Source organism: Rhizobium pantanalense (assembly GCF_030182525.1).
Classification (GTDB): domain Bacteria; phylum Pseudomonadota; class Alphaproteobacteria; order Rhizobiales; family Rhizobiaceae; genus Rhizobium.
The window spans coordinates 457,861-475,756 of record NZ_JAQJCH010000002.1 but is presented as its reverse complement, the minus strand read 5'-3'; the positions used below and the strand labels follow the sequence as shown (position 1 = coordinate 475,756).

The window sequence follows — 17,896 nt, the reverse complement described above, 5'->3', positions numbered from 1 at the left end:
TATCAGGATTTTTGATTTCACAAGAGATATCAGTTCGAAAGCCCGGATTGGCGCCTTCTCCGCGGAATGAGAAGACGCCAATCCGCTTGGCCGCTACACAACCCACCGCAACGAAATCGCCGGTAGATCCTCGGACGCCGCCTGCCTCACCGGCAAGTTTCTATTCGCTTCAATGCGGCGGTAATGCCGGAGAGAGAGTAGGAATAGCTCGTCTCGGTGCCTCGCTTCGAGGTTGCCTGCAGCTGTAGCTGCGCACCGCCTTTCATGGCGTTGACCATGGTCGGCTCCTGCGATTCGTTCCTTACCCAGCCGTGCCGGTCTTTCGTAAACATCGGGAATGTCTTGTCGCCAACCGTCGCCGTCATCGGCTCGCCGTCTTTCAGGTCATAGCCCATCGCGGCTTCCGGAACCAGTTTGTCACCGGGAGACAGGCGCGAGACGATGAAGAAATTGTCGCCGTGGTCGACACCGGCGGGCTGCTGCGCAACCGGCCTCGATAAGACATAGCAACTGACACTATCGCCGGTCTTATAAGAATATGCACCCCAGTGATCGAATTGATCGATACGGACGGGCACTTCCGCATGCGCGATACCGGCGCTGAATGCGACGAAGACCAGAGCGGGGGCGAAATTTCTTGCAAACATGGTTTCCTGCCATTTCTTGTTTCAAGGACATTGAAAGCGAGAGATGCACTCACACGCGCGGCAGTTTCGGTGCGGTGCGTTATCCGATTGTTAATGTCTTCGTTAAAATTTGTTCATGTTAGGAAACACGCGGGAAACCCAATATGGGAAGAACACAACCTCGTTGGTATTGACGATCAGTTCACAGTTTGCGCTGTTCCATCCGCTGCATCCATGCACATATAGCCGCCTGAACCTACGGCTTTTGCGAGCCATGCCATGAAGACGTAAACAGGCGGCGCCTTGGACGCCCCGTGTGTCTGCATGGAGATGTGTGATCCGCAATAGGCTGTACTAATCGGATTATAATAGGATGGTATCATGAAGAAGATCGGTTTCCTTTCCTTCGGCCACTGGACGCCGTCGCCACAATCGCAGACGCGCTCGGCTGCCGACACGCTGCTGCAATCGATCGACCTTGCCGTTGCGGCTGAACAGCTGGGCGCGGATGGCGCCTATTTTCGCGTGCATCATTTCGCACGTCAGCTCGCATCACCCTTCCCGCTGCTGGCAGCTGTCGGCGCAAAGACCAACCGCATCGAAACCGGCACCGCCGTCATCGACATGCGCTATGAAAATCCATTCTACATGGCCGAGGATGCGGGCGCTGCCGATCTTATCGCCGGCGGCCGGCTGCAGCTCGGCATCAGCCGCGGCTCTCCTGAACAGGTAATCGACGGGTGGCGCCATTTCGGCTATGCACCGATGGAAGACGAGAGCGATGCCGATATGGGGCGCAGGCATGCCGAAGTGCTGCTCGATCTCTTGCGCGGCGAGGGATTTGCACAACCCAATCCGCGGCCGATGTTCCCCAATCCTCCCGGTCTACTGCGCCTCGAGCCGCATTCCGAAGGCTTACGCGACCGGATCTGGTGGGGTGCCTCCTCCAATGCCACGGCCGTATGGGCGGCAAAGCTCGGCATGAACCTGCAAAGCTCGACCCTCAAGGACGACGAAACCGGCCAGCCCTTCCACGTCCAGCAGGCCGATCAGATCAGGCTCTATCGCGAGGCCTGGAAAGAAGCCGGACACAAGCGCGAGCCGCGGGTTTCGGTCAGCCGCAGCATCTTTGCGCTGGTGAACGATCTCGACCGCGCTTATTTCGGCCAGAGCGGCAAGGATGCTGACAAGATCGGCTTCATCGATGAAAAGACACGCGCCATTTTCGGCCGCAGCTATGCTGCAGAACCGGATGTGCTGATCGAGGAGCTGGCAAAGGACGAAGCCATCGCCGCAGCCGACACCCTGCTGCTGACGGTGCCGAACCAGCTTGGGGTCGACTATAACGCCCATGTCATCGAGAGCATCCTGACGCATGTCGCACCGGCACTGGGTTGGCGCTAGGACGGTCCTGAAACGGGAAGAGACAAAACTGACCACCCGCGAAGCTAACCTCCGCGGGCGGTCGTTTCAGATTTATCCGCTGCGGGGCACAAGCTTGGCAGATCAAGCCAAGGTGTTGTGACGCCGCAGCCTATGGAGTGCTGCCAATACCAGCAGCCCCATGAGGGTGGAGAAAGCCACAAGCGGCCATGCGCTATCGCCATCCAACCCGGTGACCGCCAGCGTCCCGGCAAGACTAACGATCAGACTCTGAATGCAGAAATAAAACGCCACGGCCGAGCCGGCGATATCGCCGAATTCCGCCAGAGCGCCGTTCGCCGTCACAGATCCTGCAAAGACGATACCGACCGCCATGATCCACATCGGCAGCACGAAACTTGCGAAGGACGGCACTGCGTAGAGTTGGCCAAGCGCAAGAGCTGCCGCACCGACAAGAAGCAATCCCATGCCCCGCGCAACGCAGCCCACAATACCCCATCTTTCGACAAACCATCCGGCAAAGCGTGCCGTCGCGATCATCACAACGGCAACCGTTGCAAAGGCGATGCTGAAACCGAGCTCGGAATAGCCGGCCCGGCCGATCAGCACGCGAGGAGCGGTCGAAAAGAATACGAAGAACGTCCCCATTCCCGCACTGAAGGCGAGCGTATAGGTCCAGAACGATCGGCTTCTGAAGATCGGCCAAATCGACCGGCGCGGCCCGATCGAGCCTTGAGGTCTCGTTTCATGCCATTTCGCCGTGGCATGAAAAGTTGCAGCCAATGCCAGAAGCGAAAGCAATATGAAGATGGCACGCCAGCCAAATCGATCGGCAATGATCGCTCCGGCTATGGGGCCGAGCGCCGGCACGAAGGAGAGTATGGATCCGAATGTGGCATAGATAATGGCCTGCTCCGGACGATTGCCGTAGACATCCCGCACGGTCGCGAAGGTCGCGACCAAGGCTGCCGAGGCGCCGGTGGCCTGCAGCAGGCGGCATAGAACGAAGCCAGGCGCACCCCATGAAAGGGCAGCTCCGAGAGAGGCGACGGCAAATAGAACAGCGCCGGAAAGCAGGATCGGGCGGCGGCCGATACGATCCGAAAGAGGGCCGAACACCACCTGCCCGAGACCCAGCATAATCATATAGAGGCTCAGCGTCAGCTGGATCACCGCAGGTGTCGTGTCGAGAGTGCCGGGCATCGACGGCACGACGGGAAGGTAGATATCCATGGCCAGCGAGGCGAGGATATCAAAAGGCGCCATCAGCAGCAGTGCCGCCGGCAGCGAGTAAGCCCAGGACGGGCGTATGTCAGACATGAGAAAATTCCGCTCGAAAGAGAGATCGGGCGGCGCCTGCCATTGGCATCAAAGGGAATGAGTTCGACAGCACGCCGCAACAACAAAAAGCTGTTGCGGCTTATCTATCTGCTGACTTGGAATTCCCCATGCCGATGGCCTCGTGTCGAGATACGTGATGACCACAGCGTTTAGCAGATGGCATCGGACCGAGCAATGATGTTGCGACGGCACGGTCGCAACCACCACCTGCAATGCGGTCTACTGCGCATCGAAAATGACGTGAAAATCTAATGAATTTTTAACCATAACTATGCCCTAACTGCTTGTAATTTCTTTCTTGGAGCTGATTATGATGCGCGCATCGAAAATGGACGAGTTGGACGACCGGCTCGACTTTGTTGGACTGGGACAGGATGCCAGGCAGGCTCTTTCGGAGCTGCAGCCGACTATCGAATCGGCCGTCAAAAGCTCTCTCGACATCTTTTACGAGAAGATCACCAAACATCCGGCGATGTCGAAATTCTTCTCGTCGCAACAGCATGTGCACCATGCCAAATCCAAGCAGCAGGACCATTGGAAGACGATCGCGTCAGGCAAATACGGACCCGATTATGTCGAAGCGGTCTCGGCGGTCGGCAGGACCCATGCCCGTCTCGGCCTCGAGCCGCGCTGGTACATTGGCGGCTACGCCTTGATCCTCGAAGGGATGGTGCGTTCGATCGTTGCGCAGCAGCTCAATGGTTTCATGCTGCGCAAGCACGAACAAGCCCTGTCTCGGCGGTTGTCGGCGATCGTCAAGGCCGCCCTCGTTGACATGGATTACGGCATTTCGGTTTACCTGCAGGTGCTCGCCGATGAGCGCGACCGCGCAGAATCCGAGCGGGCTGCTGCACAGCGCGAGCAGGAACGCGCGCTTAACGCACTCGGCGTAGCGCTGAACGGACTTGCGAACGGCGACCTGACGGCTGATATCACAGAAGCCCTTTCGGCCGAATTCGAGATCCTGAAGAGCAACTACAACGAGTCGCTCGCATCCCTCGGCACTGCAATGCAGCGCATCGAAGATTCGGTGACACGCGTTCGCGACGAAGCCGGTTCAATCTCGTCTGCCGCTGACAACATGGCGAGGCGCACGGAACAGCAAGCCTCTGCGCTCGAGGAAAGTGCCGCTGCGATCGACCAGATCACCACGATTTCCGAACAGACCGCCGAGCGGACGCGCGAGGTTCAGGCAATCGTCAAGGAATCCGCCTCGGAGGCGGAACGCTCGCGCGAGGTCGTGCAGCAGGCCGTGTCAGCCATGGGCGATATCGAAACCTCGTCGCGCAAGATGACCGATATCATCTCGGTCATCGATGACATTGCCTTCCAGACGAACCTTCTGGCGTTGAACGCCGGCGTCGAGGCGGCGAGAGCGGGCGAACAGGGCAAGGGCTTCGCCGTCGTCGCGCAGGAAGTCCGCGAATTGGCGCAGCGTTCGGCGACCGCCGCAAAGGAAATCAAGGATCTGATCGACAGGTCATCCAACGATGTGCGTCGCGGTGTCGAACTGGTCAACAGAACCGGCGAGGCGCTGGCGCTCATCGGCAATCAGGTGGCTTCCATCGACCGGAATGTCGGCGCCATCGCCCGCTCGACGCAGGAACAGGCCGTCGGCATCAGCGAGATCAATTCCGCCGTCCGCAACATGGATCAGATGACGCAGCAGAATGTCGCGCTGATGGAGGAGACGAATGCCTCGACGCGGCACCTCGCCGCTATCAGCAACGAACTCGCCGGTCTGGTCGGACGCTTCAAGACGGTGCGTTCGGGAACGCGGACAGGCGCTGTCAGGCTGAAACTCGCAAGCTGAAGCGGTCGATGACGTCGTTAGCACTTTCAATGAGATGGCTCCGGACAATAGTTCGGGGCCGTTTTGCCGCGCATTTAGCTCGGCATCTCCTCGATTTCCGCCAACAGCCATTGGCGAAACACCTTCATCGACGCCGTTTCCGCTCGCGATTTCAAGCGCGTCAGCCAGTAGCTGCCGGTCATCGCCGTGATCTGGAACGGCTGCATGATCCTGCCGGCCTCGATGTCATGGGAAAACATCGCGACGGGCACGAGCGCGACGCCGACGCCTCGTGCAGCCGCCTCCACCAGCGTCAATGAGGAATCGAACATCCAGCCGCGAAGATGGGGAGGCTGCAGGCCCGCCGCCCTGAACCAGAGCGACCATTCGTCGATCCGATAGGATCGCAACAGCTCGACATCGACGAGATCAGCAGGCTTGCGCAAGCACTTGCCGATCGCTGGCGTGCAGACTGGGGACAGTGGCGCATCCATGAGATGAATCGCCTCGGTTCCATGCCATGCACCGTCACCGAAGCGCAGGAAGAAATCCAGTCCGTCGAGCACCATGTCGGCGCGGTTGTTGTTGGTCTTCAAGCGCAGATCGACATGCGGATGCTGCACCTTGAAGCTCGCGAGACGCGGCAAAAGCCAGCCGATGGCAAAGGTGCCGACGACGCCGACGGTGAGGATTTCGGCAAAATTCCCCTCCTCTAGCTGGCTGAGCGTGGCGCTCATCCGGCGAAAAGCATCGGTCAGCACCGGCAGCAATGCGTGTCCCTCGTCGGTCAGCGCAAGGCCGCGTGGCAGGCGCTTGAAGAGAGTCACGCCCAGCACGTCTTCCAATGCCTTGACCTGGTGGCTGATCGCCGTCTGCGTGACCCGAAGCTCCAGGCCAGCCCGCGTAAAACTGCAATGCCGCGCCGAGGCCTCAAAAACGCGCAGCGCGTTCAGCGGCAGCTGGGAAATATCCATTTGTGTCCTAAGACCAAGTTTTTCTCATGTCTAAGCCCAGAATTGATCGTTTGTCTAGGGCACGCAGCAGAGCCATAGTCTGCCTCGCAAGGTGATTTGCAGGGTCCCAATGACGTCCACGAGACCCGAGACGCACCGAGTTGCTCAACATCAATCGAAGTGGAAACGTGATGACGATCTTATTGTCGCGCCGGCAAAGCCTTGCCGGCAGCTTGCTTGCGCTGCCTGTTCTGGCAGGGCTTAGCGCGGTTGGACGTACTGCAGACGATAATACGGGCGAGGTGCAGCTTGCCGCACTCGAAAGCAAGCATCCGGGCCGCATCTGCGTCAGCATTCTCGACATGGCAAGCGGCAAGCGCATCGAGCATCGCGCCGGCGAGCGCATCCTGATGTGCAGCACCTTCAAGGCGCTGGCCGCAGCTCTCGTCCTTGCCCGGGTCGACAAGGGCGATGAGAAGCTCGACCGGCGCATTCACTATAAGAGGGGCGATCTCATCGACTATTCTCCGGCGACCGAACCCAATGCCGGAGACAATGGCATGACGGTTGGCGAACTTTGTGCGGCCGCCGTGACGCTCAGCGACAATACCGCGGCCAATCTGCTGCTCGCGAGCTTTGGCGGCCCAAAGGCGGTGACGGCTTTCTGTCGTAGCCTCGGCGACGATCTCACGCGCCTTGACCGCACAGAACCTACATTGAACTACCACGACACTCCGGACGATCAACGCGATACGACGACGGCTTCGGCCATGCTGGAAAATCTGCGGCGGCTTCTGTTCAGCGATGTGCTGACGCCAGCCTCGCGATCGCAGCTTGCCGCCTGGCTGATCACCAACAAGACGGGTGATGCCCGCCTGCGCGCCGGCATTCCGAAGAACTGGCTGGTTGGCGACAAGACGGGGACAAACGGCGATAAAGCCGGCAATGCCAACGACATCGCGGTGCTGTGGCCAGCAAACCGTGCGCCCGTCATCGTAACAGCCTATTGCGAGATACCGGAAATCGCAGCCGACGAGCGCAATGCCATCATTGCCGAGATCGGCCGGATCGCTGCGGCGATCTGAGATCATACGCACCGGATAACAGCCGCCACCGGTCATCACCTCCTTTTCGACCATGCGATCCTGCACGGTCGATCATCACAATGAGGATATCATCTTGAATATACGCACTAATTCTCTGCGGAAGCTCGGTATGGTCGCCGTCTGCCTTTTCTATGGGATCGGCGCTCACGCCACCGAAGTCGATGACCGGGAGCAGCTGGAGCGAGCTGTCAACGAGATCATTCGTCCGCTCATGAAGGATAACGATGTGCCAGGCATGGCGATCGCGATTACCGTCAAGGGCAAGCGCTACATCTTCAACTATGGCGTCGCCTCGAAGGAGAGCGGCCAGAAGGTGACGAACGACACGATCTTCGAGCTCGGCTCCATCAGCAAGACCTTTACGGCCGTCCTTGGCTCCTACGCCCAGATCAGCGGAAAGCTCTCCTTCTCCGACAAGGCGACGAAATATATGCCGGAACTTGCGGGTACCGCCTTCGACAAGATCAGCCTCCTCGATCTCGGCACATATTCGGCCGGCGGTCTGCCTCTGCAGTTTCCCAACGGCGTGACGGATCAGGACAAGATGGTTGCTTATTATCGCAACTGGCATCCTTCCTTTGCGCCCGGCACATATCGACAATATTCCAATCCCAGCATCGGCCTGTTCGGTTATCTGGCGGCACAAGCCATGAGCGAGCCGTTCGACACGCTGATGCGGGACAAAATTCTTTCCGGCCTCGGCCTCAGCCACACCTATGCCCGCGTTCCACAGGCGGAGATGGGCAACTATGCCTATGGCTATTCGAAGCAGGGCAAGCCGATCCGCGTCAATGGTGGCGTTTTCGACACGCAGGCCTATGGCATCAAGACTACGAACTCCGACATGCTTGCCTTTCTCGAAGCCAATATGGGCGAGGCAAAGCTCGACGGCAGACTTCAGCAGGCGATCGATGCGACGCATGTCGGCTATTATAGGGTCGACAACACGACGCAAGCCCTCGGTTGGGAGATCTACGCCTATCCGACGACGCTTGCCCGGCTGCTTGCCGGTAACTCGTCCGACATGGCACGTGAGCCGCATAAGATCACCCGCCTCGATCCACCGCAGCAGGCGCGCAAGGATGTCCTTCTGAACAAGACGGGTTCGACGAACGGCTTCGGCGCCTATGCGGCCTTCATACCCGCGCGGCAGGTCGGCATCGTCCTGCTGGCAAACAGGAATTTTCCGATCCCTGCGCGCGTTTCGTCGGTCTACAAGATTCTGACCGCCGTCGAAAACCTGCCCGGATTGAGCGAGGCAAAATAGAGACCGGGCTCGAAGGTTTGGTCCGCTCCAACAAATGGCCGACTCCAGCAAAAGCTGACGGGTCGGCCAGTATCATTGCACGCAGCACCAATCGCCAAGCTCTGACATATGTGACGATATGCCATGTCGTACATGTATGAAGCAGGCTGTTTCAAATGCATTCTGGCTGTCTGGTAGCGACGTATTTAGAGCGTCAAGTTCGGTTCATGAAGAGGTCGCCACCGCCGGATACGGGCATCAGGCAGTGGCAAGTTCACCTGCTTCCTGCCAATTGCGCAACAAGGCAAACAGCTCCGCGCGATCCTTTACATCGAGTTGCGGCACGCCTGGAACGCGAACGGGGCCGACCTTCAGGCCGGAATAGGTGACGGCCTCCTTGACGACGGTGACGTTTGTTCCGTTGCGGAACTTGGTGCGCATGCGTTCGAAGGGCTCGAGCTCGTTGACGATGGCGCGGGCAGCGGCAAAATCACCCTTCTCCAAAGCTGCATGCACAGCAAGCGACAGCTTCGGAGCAACATTGACGAGGCCCGACGTGAAGCCCCTCGCGCCGGCGGCGGCGAATGTGGGGGCCCAGCTCTCAGCGAGACCGCAGACGAACAGCGCGCCGTTCGGATCGGAAGCTGCGATCGCCCTTGAAAGCAGCATCAGATCCGTCGTCGCAAACTTGATGCCGGCAATGTTGCCGTGGCCGGCCAGACGGACCATGTCGTCGACGCTGAAGCCTTCGGCACGGACATAGGCAACGAGCGGGAGCGGCGAAGCCTCCGCCAGATCGCGAAAATAGTCGATCTGCGAGCCGGGTGCGGCGAACGGATCCACCGGTTGATGCGACATGACGGCGGAGGCGCCGATCGAGGCTGCATCCTTCGCCATCTGGATCGCCTCGCGCAATGAACGGCCGATCGCCGCCGTCACCGGCGCCTTGCCTTCGACACCCTTGATCGCAGCTTCGTGGACGCGGCGGATTTCTCCCGGCGTCAGCGCATAGAATTCGCCCGTATTGCCCGCTGCTACGATGTTATGAATCCCGGCAGCCGCTACCCGCTGATAGACCTGAGCGGTGACGCGTGGTTCCACTTCGCCACTTCCATCATAGGCCGTGACCGGAACACCGGAGACGCCGGTCAGCACCTGCCGCATGGTTTCAATGCTCATCTTCCTACCCTTACCCTTTATCATCCATCGAGACGCAAACGAGGAGACGTAAAGAAGACATCACCTCGCCTTCGCCTCATCCAATTCTCTATACGCCCTGGAACATGCGGGCGCGTGCATTCAAGATATGTCGCTTCATGGCGTCGTGAGCCTCGGTTTCCTGCCGCGCGAAAATCGCCTGTACGATGACGGCATGCTCATCCTGAACACTGCGGATCTGCTCTGGCGTCCGCTTGAGGCTGAGGCTGCGGGTCACGGAATGACCGATGGCGAAGTGCGGCCGGAACAATTCGCGGACGGTGATATGGAACTGATTGCCGGTCGCGATCGCAATGGCGTCGTGCAGTTCCTGATCCTCTTCAGCACCAAGGCGGCCTTCGCCGAGACACTGTTCGATCTTTTGAAGCGCCAGTGTGATCCGTTCCCTATCGGCCGTCTGCCAGTTGCGCGCCGCAAGCTCGGCCGCCTCTGCCTCAAGCCCGGCGCGAAATTCGAAAAAGCGTTGGACATCGGCAAGCGATCCCACAGGCACCATTTTCAGGACCGAGGAATCCGGCCTTTGCCTCACATAGGAACCCGACCCCTTGCGCGACACGATCAAACCATCCATGCGCAGCCGCTCCAGAGCGTCGCGCACAACAGGTCGCGACGCGCCGAACATTTCCGCGAGCTTGGCTTCCGCCGGCAGCCGCTCATTCACCGGAAAGGTTCCATCCGCGATCATGGCGACAATCCTCTCGTAGATGATATCGCCGAAGCGCGTCGCGCCCACACCGGAATCGTTGGCGACAGAGAGTTTCATCATCGTCCTTCATGAATGCCGGCCAGCGACAGCCATAGCGCATTTCCTGCGCGACAGGGCTACTAAATCTGTAAAAATCTGTCAACTCTTGTAATTATCTGAGAACGTAATATGGTCTCGACGCTGCGCCAGAGGGGTGCATGGCGACGGGGCGGGAGCCTGTCGCATCGGTCGAGGCAAAACCCGGCCGAAGTCAAAATGGGAGGGATTCGATGCGCGATGAAATATTGTCCCGCGGCGTGAGCAGACGTGCTGTCCTCGGCGGCATGGCAGGAATGGCAGCCCTATCTCTGGCCGGTCGGGTCAACGCCGCCGATGCAGGTGGCGAAGCACCCGCCCTGGCTGCGCTCGTCAAGGATGGCAAGCTGCCGCCGCTGGCCGACCGGCTGCCGAAAAAGCCGATGATAGTCACCCCTTACGAAAAAGTCGGCACTTATGGCGGCACCTTACGACGCGGCCTGCGCGGCTCGTCCGACCACAACGGCATCCTGCGCATGGTGGGCAACCAGAGCCTGGTACGCTGGAACCTTGAGTTCACTCAGGTCCTGCCGAACCTCGCCGAGCGCTGGGACGTCAATGCCGACGCCTCGCAATTCACCTTCTATCTCATCCAAGGTGCACGCTGGTCCGACGGCCAGCCGTTCACGGCAGATGACGTCGTTTTCGCCATAGAGGATTGCGTCAAGAATACCGATCTCTATAGCGCGACGCCGGCTCAGCTCTCCGTCGCCGGCAAGGCAGTCGATGTCACGAAGATTGACGACTATACGGTGAAATTTACCTTTGCCGCTCCGAACGCGCTTTATCTGGAAAATCTCGCAACCCCGCTCGGCCAGCATCCAACGCTGTTTCCGAAGCACTATTGCAGCCAGTTCTTGCCCAAATACAATCCGAACGTCGCAGAGGATGCGAAGAAGGCCGGCGTCAGCAGTTGGCCCGAACTCTTCCGCGCCCGCTGCGGCGACATCGAAATCCCTTCGCGGTGGGGCAATCCGGACAAGCCGACACTCGATCCCTGGGTCGTCAAGGAACCCTATACCGGCGGCGCAACCCGCGTCGTCATGACCCGCAACCCATACTTCTGGCAGGTCGATACATCAGGCAACCAGCTTCCTTATGTCGACGAGATCAATTTCGGCATCTCGCAGGATGTGGAATCGCTGATGCTGAATGTCATCTCCGGCAAGATCGATATTCAGGAGCGCCATATCAGCGTGTTGGCCAACAAGCCGACACTCTCGCAGAACATGAAGAAAGGCGATTATCGCCTTCTAACCCTTATCCCTTCCACATCGCAGCAATGCCAGATTTACTTCAACATTACCCATAAAGATCCGGCCATGCGCAAGATGTTTGCCGACAAATCGGTCCGGCAGGCACTCTCGCTCGGTATCAACCGGCAGGAAATCATCGACATCGTCTACTTCGGCCAAAGCCAGCCCTACCAGGCTGGACCACGGCCAGAGCATCCCTGGTACAACGAGAAATACGCGCGGCAATTCACCGACTACGATCCAGACAAGGCAGGCGCGATGCTCGATCAGGCCGGCTACGGCAAGAAGGATGCAAACGGCTTTCGTCTGAGGCCGGACGGCCAGAAAGTCTTCTTCGCTGTCGACGTCATACCGACCCTCTATCCCGATCTGGTCGATGCCCTCGAACTGGTGAAGGCGCATTGGGCCCAGATCGGCGTCGACATGAAGGTCAACACGATCGAGCGTGCGCTTTACTACACCCGTGGCGACGACAATGCCCATGATGCCCAGGTCTGGCCAGGGCCTGGCGGCCTCGATCCGATGCTTGATCCGCGCGATTTCTTCGCTTTCCACCCGCAGGGTTCGCGCTACGCCATTCCATGGTCGGTCTGGTATACGTCGAACGGCAAACAGGGCGAGGAGCCGCCGGAGAGCCAAAAGAAGCGCATGAAGCTTTTCGACGAGGCGCGCTCGACGGCCGATCTCGACAAGCGCGGCGCCGTCATGAAGCAGATCTTCGACATCGCCGCCGAAGAATTTGAAACCGTTGGACTTTGTCTAGCCGTCGGCGGCTTCGGTATCATCCGCAATAACCTGCACAATGTTCCGGAAAAGCAGCCGGACAGCTGGTCCTGGCCCAATCCAGGACCGGCCATGCCGCAGCAATTCTTCTTCACCAGTTGATTACGCCGATCACGCGCCGCCTTGCCAGGGCGGCGCTTTCCTTGATGCGGAGCTGCCCGTGGCAGCACTTACTGCGAGAAACAGCCATGCTGGCCTTCATCGGTAAACGCCTCTTGTGGATGATTCCATCCCTTTTCGCCATCAGCTTCCTTGCCTTTGTGCTGATCCAGCTGCCTCCCGGCGACTATGTGACGACCTATATCGCCACGCTCGCCTCTTCGAATGAAGTGGTCGATCAGAACACGGCTGCCCAATTGCGCGAACGCTTCGGCCTCGACCAGCCGATGCTCATCCAATATCTGAAATGGATGTGGGGCATTCTTTCGCGCGGCGATTTCGGTATCTCGTTCGAATGGCAGCAGCCTGTCTCCGGCCTTATCTGGGAGCGCATGGCGCTGACGCTCATTCTGGCGCTTGCAGCGCTGATCGCCACCTGGGCGATCGCGCTGCCGATCGGCGTCTATTCCGCTGTCAAGAAATATTCGATCGGCGATTATTTCTTTACTGCCTTCACCTTTCTCGGGCTTGCCATTCCCTCCTTCCTGCTGGCGCTGGTGCTGATGTATGTCGCAGCCGTCGAGTTCGGCCAGGATGTCGGCGGCCTGTTCTCCACCGAATTCGAGACGGCGTCCTGGAGCATCGCCAAGATGCTGGATCTGCTCTCGCATTTGTGGCTGCCGGTCGTCATTCTTGCCGTTTCTTCTACCGCAAGCCTCATCCGCGTCATGCGCGCCAATATGCTCGATGAGCTGCCGAAACCCTATGTGACGACGGCGCGCGCTAAAGGCCTCTCCGAGTTCCGGCTGCTGGTCAAATATCCGCTGCGCATAGCGCTCAATCCATTCATCTCCACCATCGCATGGCTGCTGCCCAATCTCATTTCGGGATCCGTCGTCGTCGCGATCGTTCTCAACCTGCCGACGGCGGCGCCATTGCTGCTGCAGGCGCTGATGGCGCAGGACATGTATCTGGCCGGTGCTTTCGTGCTGCTGATCTGCGCGCTGACGCTGATCGGGTCACTCATCAGTGACATTCTGCTTGCCCTCGTCGATCCCCGCATCCGGTTGGAATAGGAGCACCCATGGCCGATATCGCCGTCACAAACCTGCGCCCTGACCGCAACGCAGTGGCATCGCAGTGGCAGCTGATCTGGTGGGCTTTCCGCCGACACAAGCTTGCCATGGTCGCCCTCGTCGTCGCCATACTGATGTATATCGTCGCGATCGCGCCCGGCTTCTTTGCCATCAATGACCCCAATCAGCAGAATGCACGCGCAACCTTTCACCCGCCGCAGAAGGTGCATTTCTTCGATACGGACAACGGCTTTTCCTTCGGGCTGCACTACTATCCGCTAAAGCTCACACGCGATCCGGAAACGCTTGCGCCGATCTTCAAGGAAGACACGACCAAGCGCGTCTCAATCAGCCTGTTCGGGCGCGGCTACGAATATTCCGTGCTTGGTCTCTTCACGAGCAACATCCATTTATTGGCATCCTCGGACAAATCGACGCCACTCCTACTATTTGGAGCGGATCGGCTCGGCCGCGACGTCTTCAGCCGCACCGTCCAAGGCGCGCAGATTTCGCTATCGATCGGCCTCGTCGGCGTGTTCTTTTCACTTCTACTCGGTATCGTTCTTGGAGGGATTTCAGGCTATTACGGCGGCAAGCTCGACTTCTTCATCCAGCGCTTGATCGACTTCGTGCTATCGCTGCCGACCATTCCGATCTGGCTCGCTATGGCGGCCGCCCTGCCGCAAGGCTGGCCGGCGGCACTGCAATATATGATGATCACGATCATCCTATCCTTGACCGGCTGGGCACAGCTTGCCCGCGTCGTGCGCGGCCGCTTCCTGTCGCTGCGAACGGAAGAGTTTGTCGCCGCAGCCAGGCTCGACGGCGCCAGCGAAGGGCGCATCATCTTCCGCCATATGCTGCCGAGCTTCGCCAGCCACATCATCGCCTCTATCACGCTTGCCGTGCCGGCGATGATCCTAGCCGAGACGTCCCTCTCCTTCCTGGGGCTCGGCCTGCAGCCGCCGACCATTTCCTGGGGCGTGCTGCTGCGCGAGGCGCAGAACATTCGCTCAATCGCAACCGCACCATGGCTCTTCCTGCCAGGTGTCGCCGTCGTCATCGCCGTCATGGCCCTGAACCTTCTCGGCGATGGCCTGCGCGATGCGGCCGATCCCTACAACAAATGAGGCGGGCATGACTGATATCGTTTCCATGAACACCGCCCGCCCGTTGCTGCAGGTCAAGAATCTCACCGTCGACTTTCCCTTGCGAACCGGCACGTTTCGCGCTGTTGATAATCTCTCCTTTGCGATCGAGCCCGGAAAGACGCTCTGCGTCGTCGGCGAGAGCGGATCGGGCAAATCCGTGACCGCCCGCTCGATTCTGCAGATCGTCGATGCCCCCGGCCGCATCACCGGCGGCTCGATCATTCTGAACGGTGCTGGCGGCAGTTCGGTCGATCTCGTCAAGCTCAATCCGCGCGGGCGGCAGATCAGGTCGATCCGCGGGCGCGACATCGCCATGATCTTTCAGGAGCCGATGGCGTCGCTCTCGCCGGTCCACACGGTCGGCGATCAAATCATGGAGGCGCTGCGCCTCCATACGAAGATGAGCAAGGCCGAGGCACGCGCCGAGGCGATCTCGCTTCTGAAACAGGTGGAAATCCCCTCGCCCGAAAAGGCGATCGACCGCTACGCTTTTCAATATTCGGGCGGCATGCGCCAGCGTGCCATGATCGCCATGGCGCTTGCCTGCAAGCCGCAGCTTCTGATCGCCGACGAGCCGACGACGGCACTCGATGTCACGACTCAGGCCGAAATCCTCGACCTCATTGCCCGGCTGCAGAAAGCCAATGGCATGGCGGTGCTGTTTATCACCCACGACATGGGCGTGGTCGCGCAGATCGCCGACGACGTGCTCGTCATGCACAATGGCGTCGTCAGGGAATACGGTCCGGTCGAGCAGATCTTCCATGCGCCGAAGGATGATTATACCCGCATGCTGATCGGCTCGGTGCTGAAGCTCGAGAGGAAGGCCGAAATCCGGCTGGCGCGACCGCCGCTCGATAGGTCCGCGACCCCGATCCTCGAATTGCGCAACGTCTCGATGGCCTTTGGCGAGGTTCGCGCGCTCGATGATGTCTCGATCTCCCTTCTGCCGCGCGAAACACTTGGGATCGTCGGCGAGAGCGGATCGGGCAAGACGACGATGGGCCGCTCGATCATGCGCCTTATCGATCCGAGTGCGGGCGAAATTCTCTATCGCCGCGCCGATGGCGACGTCACCGATCTCGCAAGCGCGAAGGGGGCGGCCCTTGCGGCAGCGCGCCGCGAGCTGCGCATGGTGTTCCAGGACCCATTCGGCTCGCTCAATCCGCGCATGACCGTCTCACAGATCATCGGTGAGCCATTGCTCGTCAACGGCATCGCCAGGGGCCGGGCGCTGGACGAGCGCGTCTGCCACCTGATGGAGCAAGTCGGTCTCGATCCGAGGGCGCGCGAGCGCTATCCGCATGCCTTCTCAGGCGGCCAGCGCCAGCGCATCGGCATTGCCCGCGCCATTACACTCAATCCCCGCGTGATCGTCGCCGACGAGGCGACCTCGGCTCTCGATGTTTCCGTCCGCTCGCAGGTACTCGATCTCCTTATGCGGCTGCAGGACGAACTTGGCCTCGCTTATATCTTCATCAGTCATGATATCGGCGTCATCCGCTACATGTGCGACCGCGTCGGCGTCATGTACAAAGGGCGCCTTGTCGAGGTCGGCGATGCCGACAAGGTCTGCAACGCACCCGAACATGCCTATACGCAAGCGCTGATCTCTGCGATCCCGCGCCCCGACCCTCGCGATCGGGATCGCTCGCGACGCTTTCGCTATATCGAGTCCGAAACCGTGAAGAACGGGAGCGCGGCGTGATGCCTTCCCTCGACAACGCCGCAACGCCCATTTTCCACGAGCCAGGCTTCGCCGCGATGCGCGCAACGATTTCCCCACCTGCGGCAGCTCCCATGCCGCATTCATGTCAATCGATAGAAGGAAGAAATGATGAAGATCGACCGCATGCGGGTATTCGTGACCCGCGACAAGGATCGCCCGCGCGTTATCGTGGCGCTGGATACGGATGACGGACTGACGGGCTGGGGCGAGTGCTACAATCACGGCCCCGATTTGGCACTGCCGCCGATCCTCGACTATCTCTACGGTTTCCTCGCCGGCCAGGATCCAAGCCGCGTCGACTATCTCGTCAACCTGCTGATCCAGCAGAGCCGCTTCCCGCCGGGCGCGCTTGGCCTTTCGGCCATTTCCGCGCTCGATCATTGTCTCTGGGATCTCTCGGCAAAGGCGCTCAATGTTCCGGTCTACAAGCTGCTCGGCGGCGCGGTGCGCGATCGCATCAAGGTCTATGCCGGCGTCTACACCGCACCGGATGCGCCGGCTGCCCGCGATGAGCTTGACCGTCTGAACGCCGAATGGGGCTTTACCGCCTTCAAGCTCAGCCCATGGCGCATCGACATGCACGCCCATCGCTGGGGCAATGTCGTCAAGGCATCGGCCGACTATTTCCGTTCGCTGCGCGAGACCGTGCGCGACGACTATGAGATCGCCTTCGACGCCCATGCGAAAATCTTCGAGCCGGTCGCCGCTCGCCAGCTCGGTAATGCGCTGGCTCCTTACGATCCGCTTTTCTACGAGGAGCCGCTGCGGCCCGAAAACATCGAGATGTGGGGCGAGCTGAAACAGGGTCTCAATTGCGTGCTCGCGACCGGCGAATCCCTTTATAATCGCAACGAGTTCCTGCGCCTGCTGCAGGTCAAGGGCGCCGACTTGATCCAGCCCGACATCTGCGTCGTCGGCGGCATCAGCGAGATGCGGCGCATCGCGACGATCGCCGAGGCGCATTTCGTCGGCGTTGCTCCGCATAACCCGATGGGTCCGCTCGCGACTGCCGTCAACGTGCATTTCTCGGCCGCCGCGCAGAACTTCAAAATCCTCGAATACCGGCTGCCGAAGGGTCAGGCTTATGTCTATGGCGGCAACGAGGTCGAGCAGCGACAGGGCGAAACCCGCTATGTCGTCGATCCCTATCTGCCGAAGGACGGCTATCTCGAACTCAGACCCGACCGTCCCGGCTGGGGCGTCGAGATGGATGAAAAGGCCATGGAAGAGGAAGGCTATATCCATTGGCAGCGGCGCGTGCCCAAACGTCCGGATGGTTCCTACGCCTTTGCGTGAGCTTGGTATCAGCACCTGAAAAAATTGGGGCGGCCATTGGGCCGCCTCTCTCATTTGGTG

At 59.7% G+C, this 17,896-nt stretch carries 14 protein-coding genes; 9 read left to right on the top strand and 5 right to left on the bottom strand.

Going from position 1 to position 17,896, the window contains the following annotated elements; genetic code table 11:
- Positions 1 to 146 precede the first annotated feature (146 nt).
- Complete coding sequence (locus tag PH558_RS08285) at positions 147 to 647, bottom strand: invasion associated locus B family protein (RefSeq protein ID WP_095436760.1); 501 nt, start codon at positions 645 to 647, stop codon at positions 147 to 149.
- 360 nt (positions 648 to 1,007) lie between these two features.
- Between PH558_RS08285 and PH558_RS08280 the strand changes: the two genes are divergently transcribed.
- A complete protein-coding gene (locus PH558_RS08280; protein WP_285203340.1) occupies positions 1,008 to 2,030 on the top strand; it encodes an LLM class flavin-dependent oxidoreductase in 1,023 nt (340 codons plus the stop codon).
- A gap of 102 nt (positions 2,031 to 2,132) precedes the next feature.
- Here PH558_RS08280 and cml read toward each other — a convergent pair whose 3' ends face one another.
- Positions 2,133 to 3,329, bottom strand: coding sequence for a CmlA/FloR family chloramphenicol efflux MFS transporter (cml, locus tag PH558_RS08275; protein ID WP_285203338.1), 1,197 nt, complete (start codon positions 3,327 to 3,329; stop codon positions 2,133 to 2,135).
- Between the two features lie 331 nt (positions 3,330 to 3,660).
- On the opposite strand from cml, the gene PH558_RS08270 reads away from it, so the two are divergent.
- Positions 3,661 to 5,163 carry a globin-coupled sensor protein gene (locus PH558_RS08270; RefSeq protein ID WP_285203336.1) on the top strand — a complete coding sequence of 501 codons (1,503 nt, stop codon included), beginning with the start codon at positions 3,661 to 3,663 and terminating at the stop codon, positions 5,161 to 5,163.
- 74 nt (positions 5,164 to 5,237) lie between these two features.
- Here the strand turns inward: PH558_RS08270 and PH558_RS08265 are convergent, their stop codons facing one another.
- Complete coding sequence (locus PH558_RS08265; protein WP_285203330.1) at positions 5,238 to 6,116, bottom strand: LysR family transcriptional regulator; 879 nt, start codon at positions 6,114 to 6,116, stop codon at positions 5,238 to 5,240.
- 170 nt (positions 6,117 to 6,286) lie between these two features.
- Between PH558_RS08265 and bla the strand changes: the two genes are divergently transcribed.
- Together bla and ampC are read left to right on the top strand one after the other, a co-directional pair.
- Positions 6,287 to 7,180 (top strand): class A beta-lactamase, encoded by an 894-nt coding sequence (bla, locus tag PH558_RS08260; protein WP_285203328.1) that lies wholly within the window; start codon positions 6,287 to 6,289, stop codon positions 7,178 to 7,180.
- A gap of 130 nt (positions 7,181 to 7,310) precedes the next feature.
- A complete protein-coding gene (gene ampC, locus PH558_RS08255; RefSeq protein ID WP_285203805.1) occupies positions 7,311 to 8,468 on the top strand; it encodes a class C beta-lactamase in 1,158 nt (385 codons plus the stop codon).
- 237 nt (positions 8,469 to 8,705) lie between these two features.
- Here the strand turns inward: ampC and PH558_RS08250 are convergent, their stop codons facing one another.
- The gene (locus PH558_RS08250; RefSeq protein WP_095436768.1) at positions 8,706 to 9,626 is read right to left on the bottom strand and encodes a dihydrodipicolinate synthase family protein; all 921 of its coding nucleotides are present in this window, start codon (positions 9,624 to 9,626) and stop codon (positions 8,706 to 8,708) included.
- Between the two features lie 88 nt (positions 9,627 to 9,714).
- Positions 9,715 to 10,428, bottom strand: a complete 714-nt coding sequence (locus PH558_RS08245) for a FadR/GntR family transcriptional regulator (RefSeq protein WP_095437639.1) — start codon at positions 10,426 to 10,428, stop codon at positions 9,715 to 9,717.
- 212 nt (positions 10,429 to 10,640) lie between these two features.
- Here PH558_RS08245 and PH558_RS08240 point away from each other — a divergent pair, with 212 nt between their 5' ends.
- From PH558_RS08240 to PH558_RS08220, 5 genes are all read left to right on the top strand, one after another.
- The gene (locus tag PH558_RS08240; RefSeq protein ID WP_095436769.1) at positions 10,641 to 12,587 is read left to right on the top strand and encodes an ABC transporter substrate-binding protein; all 1,947 of its coding nucleotides are present in this window, start codon (positions 10,641 to 10,643) and stop codon (positions 12,585 to 12,587) included.
- A gap of 86 nt (positions 12,588 to 12,673) precedes the next feature.
- Positions 12,674 to 13,660, top strand: a complete 987-nt coding sequence (locus tag PH558_RS08235) for an ABC transporter permease (protein WP_285203323.1) — start codon at positions 12,674 to 12,676, stop codon at positions 13,658 to 13,660.
- Between the two features lie 8 nt (positions 13,661 to 13,668).
- Complete coding sequence (locus tag PH558_RS08230; RefSeq protein WP_113407642.1) at positions 13,669 to 14,790, top strand: ABC transporter permease; 1,122 nt, start codon at positions 13,669 to 13,671, stop codon at positions 14,788 to 14,790.
- 7 nt (positions 14,791 to 14,797) lie between these two features.
- Positions 14,798 to 16,519 (top strand): ABC transporter ATP-binding protein, encoded by a 1,722-nt coding sequence (locus PH558_RS08225; protein WP_285203322.1) that lies wholly within the window; start codon positions 14,798 to 14,800, stop codon positions 16,517 to 16,519.
- A 129-nt stretch (positions 16,520 to 16,648) separates the two neighbouring features.
- Positions 16,649 to 17,836: a galactarate dehydratase gene (locus PH558_RS08220; protein WP_095436773.1), complete on the top strand. Its 1,188-nt coding sequence runs from the start codon at positions 16,649 to 16,651 to the stop codon at positions 17,834 to 17,836.
- Positions 17,837 to 17,896 lie beyond the last annotated feature (60 nt).

Coding starts and splice junctions, on each gene's coding strand:
- PH558_RS08285 (WP_095436760.1), bottom strand. CDS start 647: ATGTTTGCAAGAAATTTCGCCCCCGCTCTGGTCTTCGTCGCATTCAGC.
- PH558_RS08280 (WP_285203340.1), top strand. CDS start 1,008: ATGAAGAAGATCGGTTTCCTTTCCTTCGGCCACTGGACGCCGTCGCCA.
- cml (WP_285203338.1), bottom strand. CDS start 3,329: ATGTCTGACATACGCCCGTCCTGGGCTTACTCGCTGCCGGCGGCACTG.
- PH558_RS08270 (WP_285203336.1), top strand. CDS start 3,661: ATGATGCGCGCATCGAAAATGGACGAGTTGGACGACCGGCTCGACTTT.
- PH558_RS08265 (WP_285203330.1), bottom strand. CDS start 6,116: ATGGATATTTCCCAGCTGCCGCTGAACGCGCTGCGCGTTTTTGAGGCC.
- bla (WP_285203328.1), top strand. CDS start 6,287: ATGACGATCTTATTGTCGCGCCGGCAAAGCCTTGCCGGCAGCTTGCTT.
- ampC (WP_285203805.1), top strand. CDS start 7,311: ATGGTCGCCGTCTGCCTTTTCTATGGGATCGGCGCTCACGCCACCGAA.
- PH558_RS08250 (WP_095436768.1), bottom strand. CDS start 9,626: ATGAGCATTGAAACCATGCGGCAGGTGCTGACCGGCGTCTCCGGTGTT.
- PH558_RS08245 (WP_095437639.1), bottom strand. CDS start 10,428: ATGAAACTCTCTGTCGCCAACGATTCCGGTGTGGGCGCGACGCGCTTC.
- PH558_RS08240 (WP_095436769.1), top strand. CDS start 10,641: ATGCGCGATGAAATATTGTCCCGCGGCGTGAGCAGACGTGCTGTCCTC.
- PH558_RS08235 (WP_285203323.1), top strand. CDS start 12,674: ATGCTGGCCTTCATCGGTAAACGCCTCTTGTGGATGATTCCATCCCTT.
- PH558_RS08230 (WP_113407642.1), top strand. CDS start 13,669: ATGGCCGATATCGCCGTCACAAACCTGCGCCCTGACCGCAACGCAGTG.
- PH558_RS08225 (WP_285203322.1), top strand. CDS start 14,798: ATGACTGATATCGTTTCCATGAACACCGCCCGCCCGTTGCTGCAGGTC.
- PH558_RS08220 (WP_095436773.1), top strand. CDS start 16,649: ATGAAGATCGACCGCATGCGGGTATTCGTGACCCGCGACAAGGATCGC.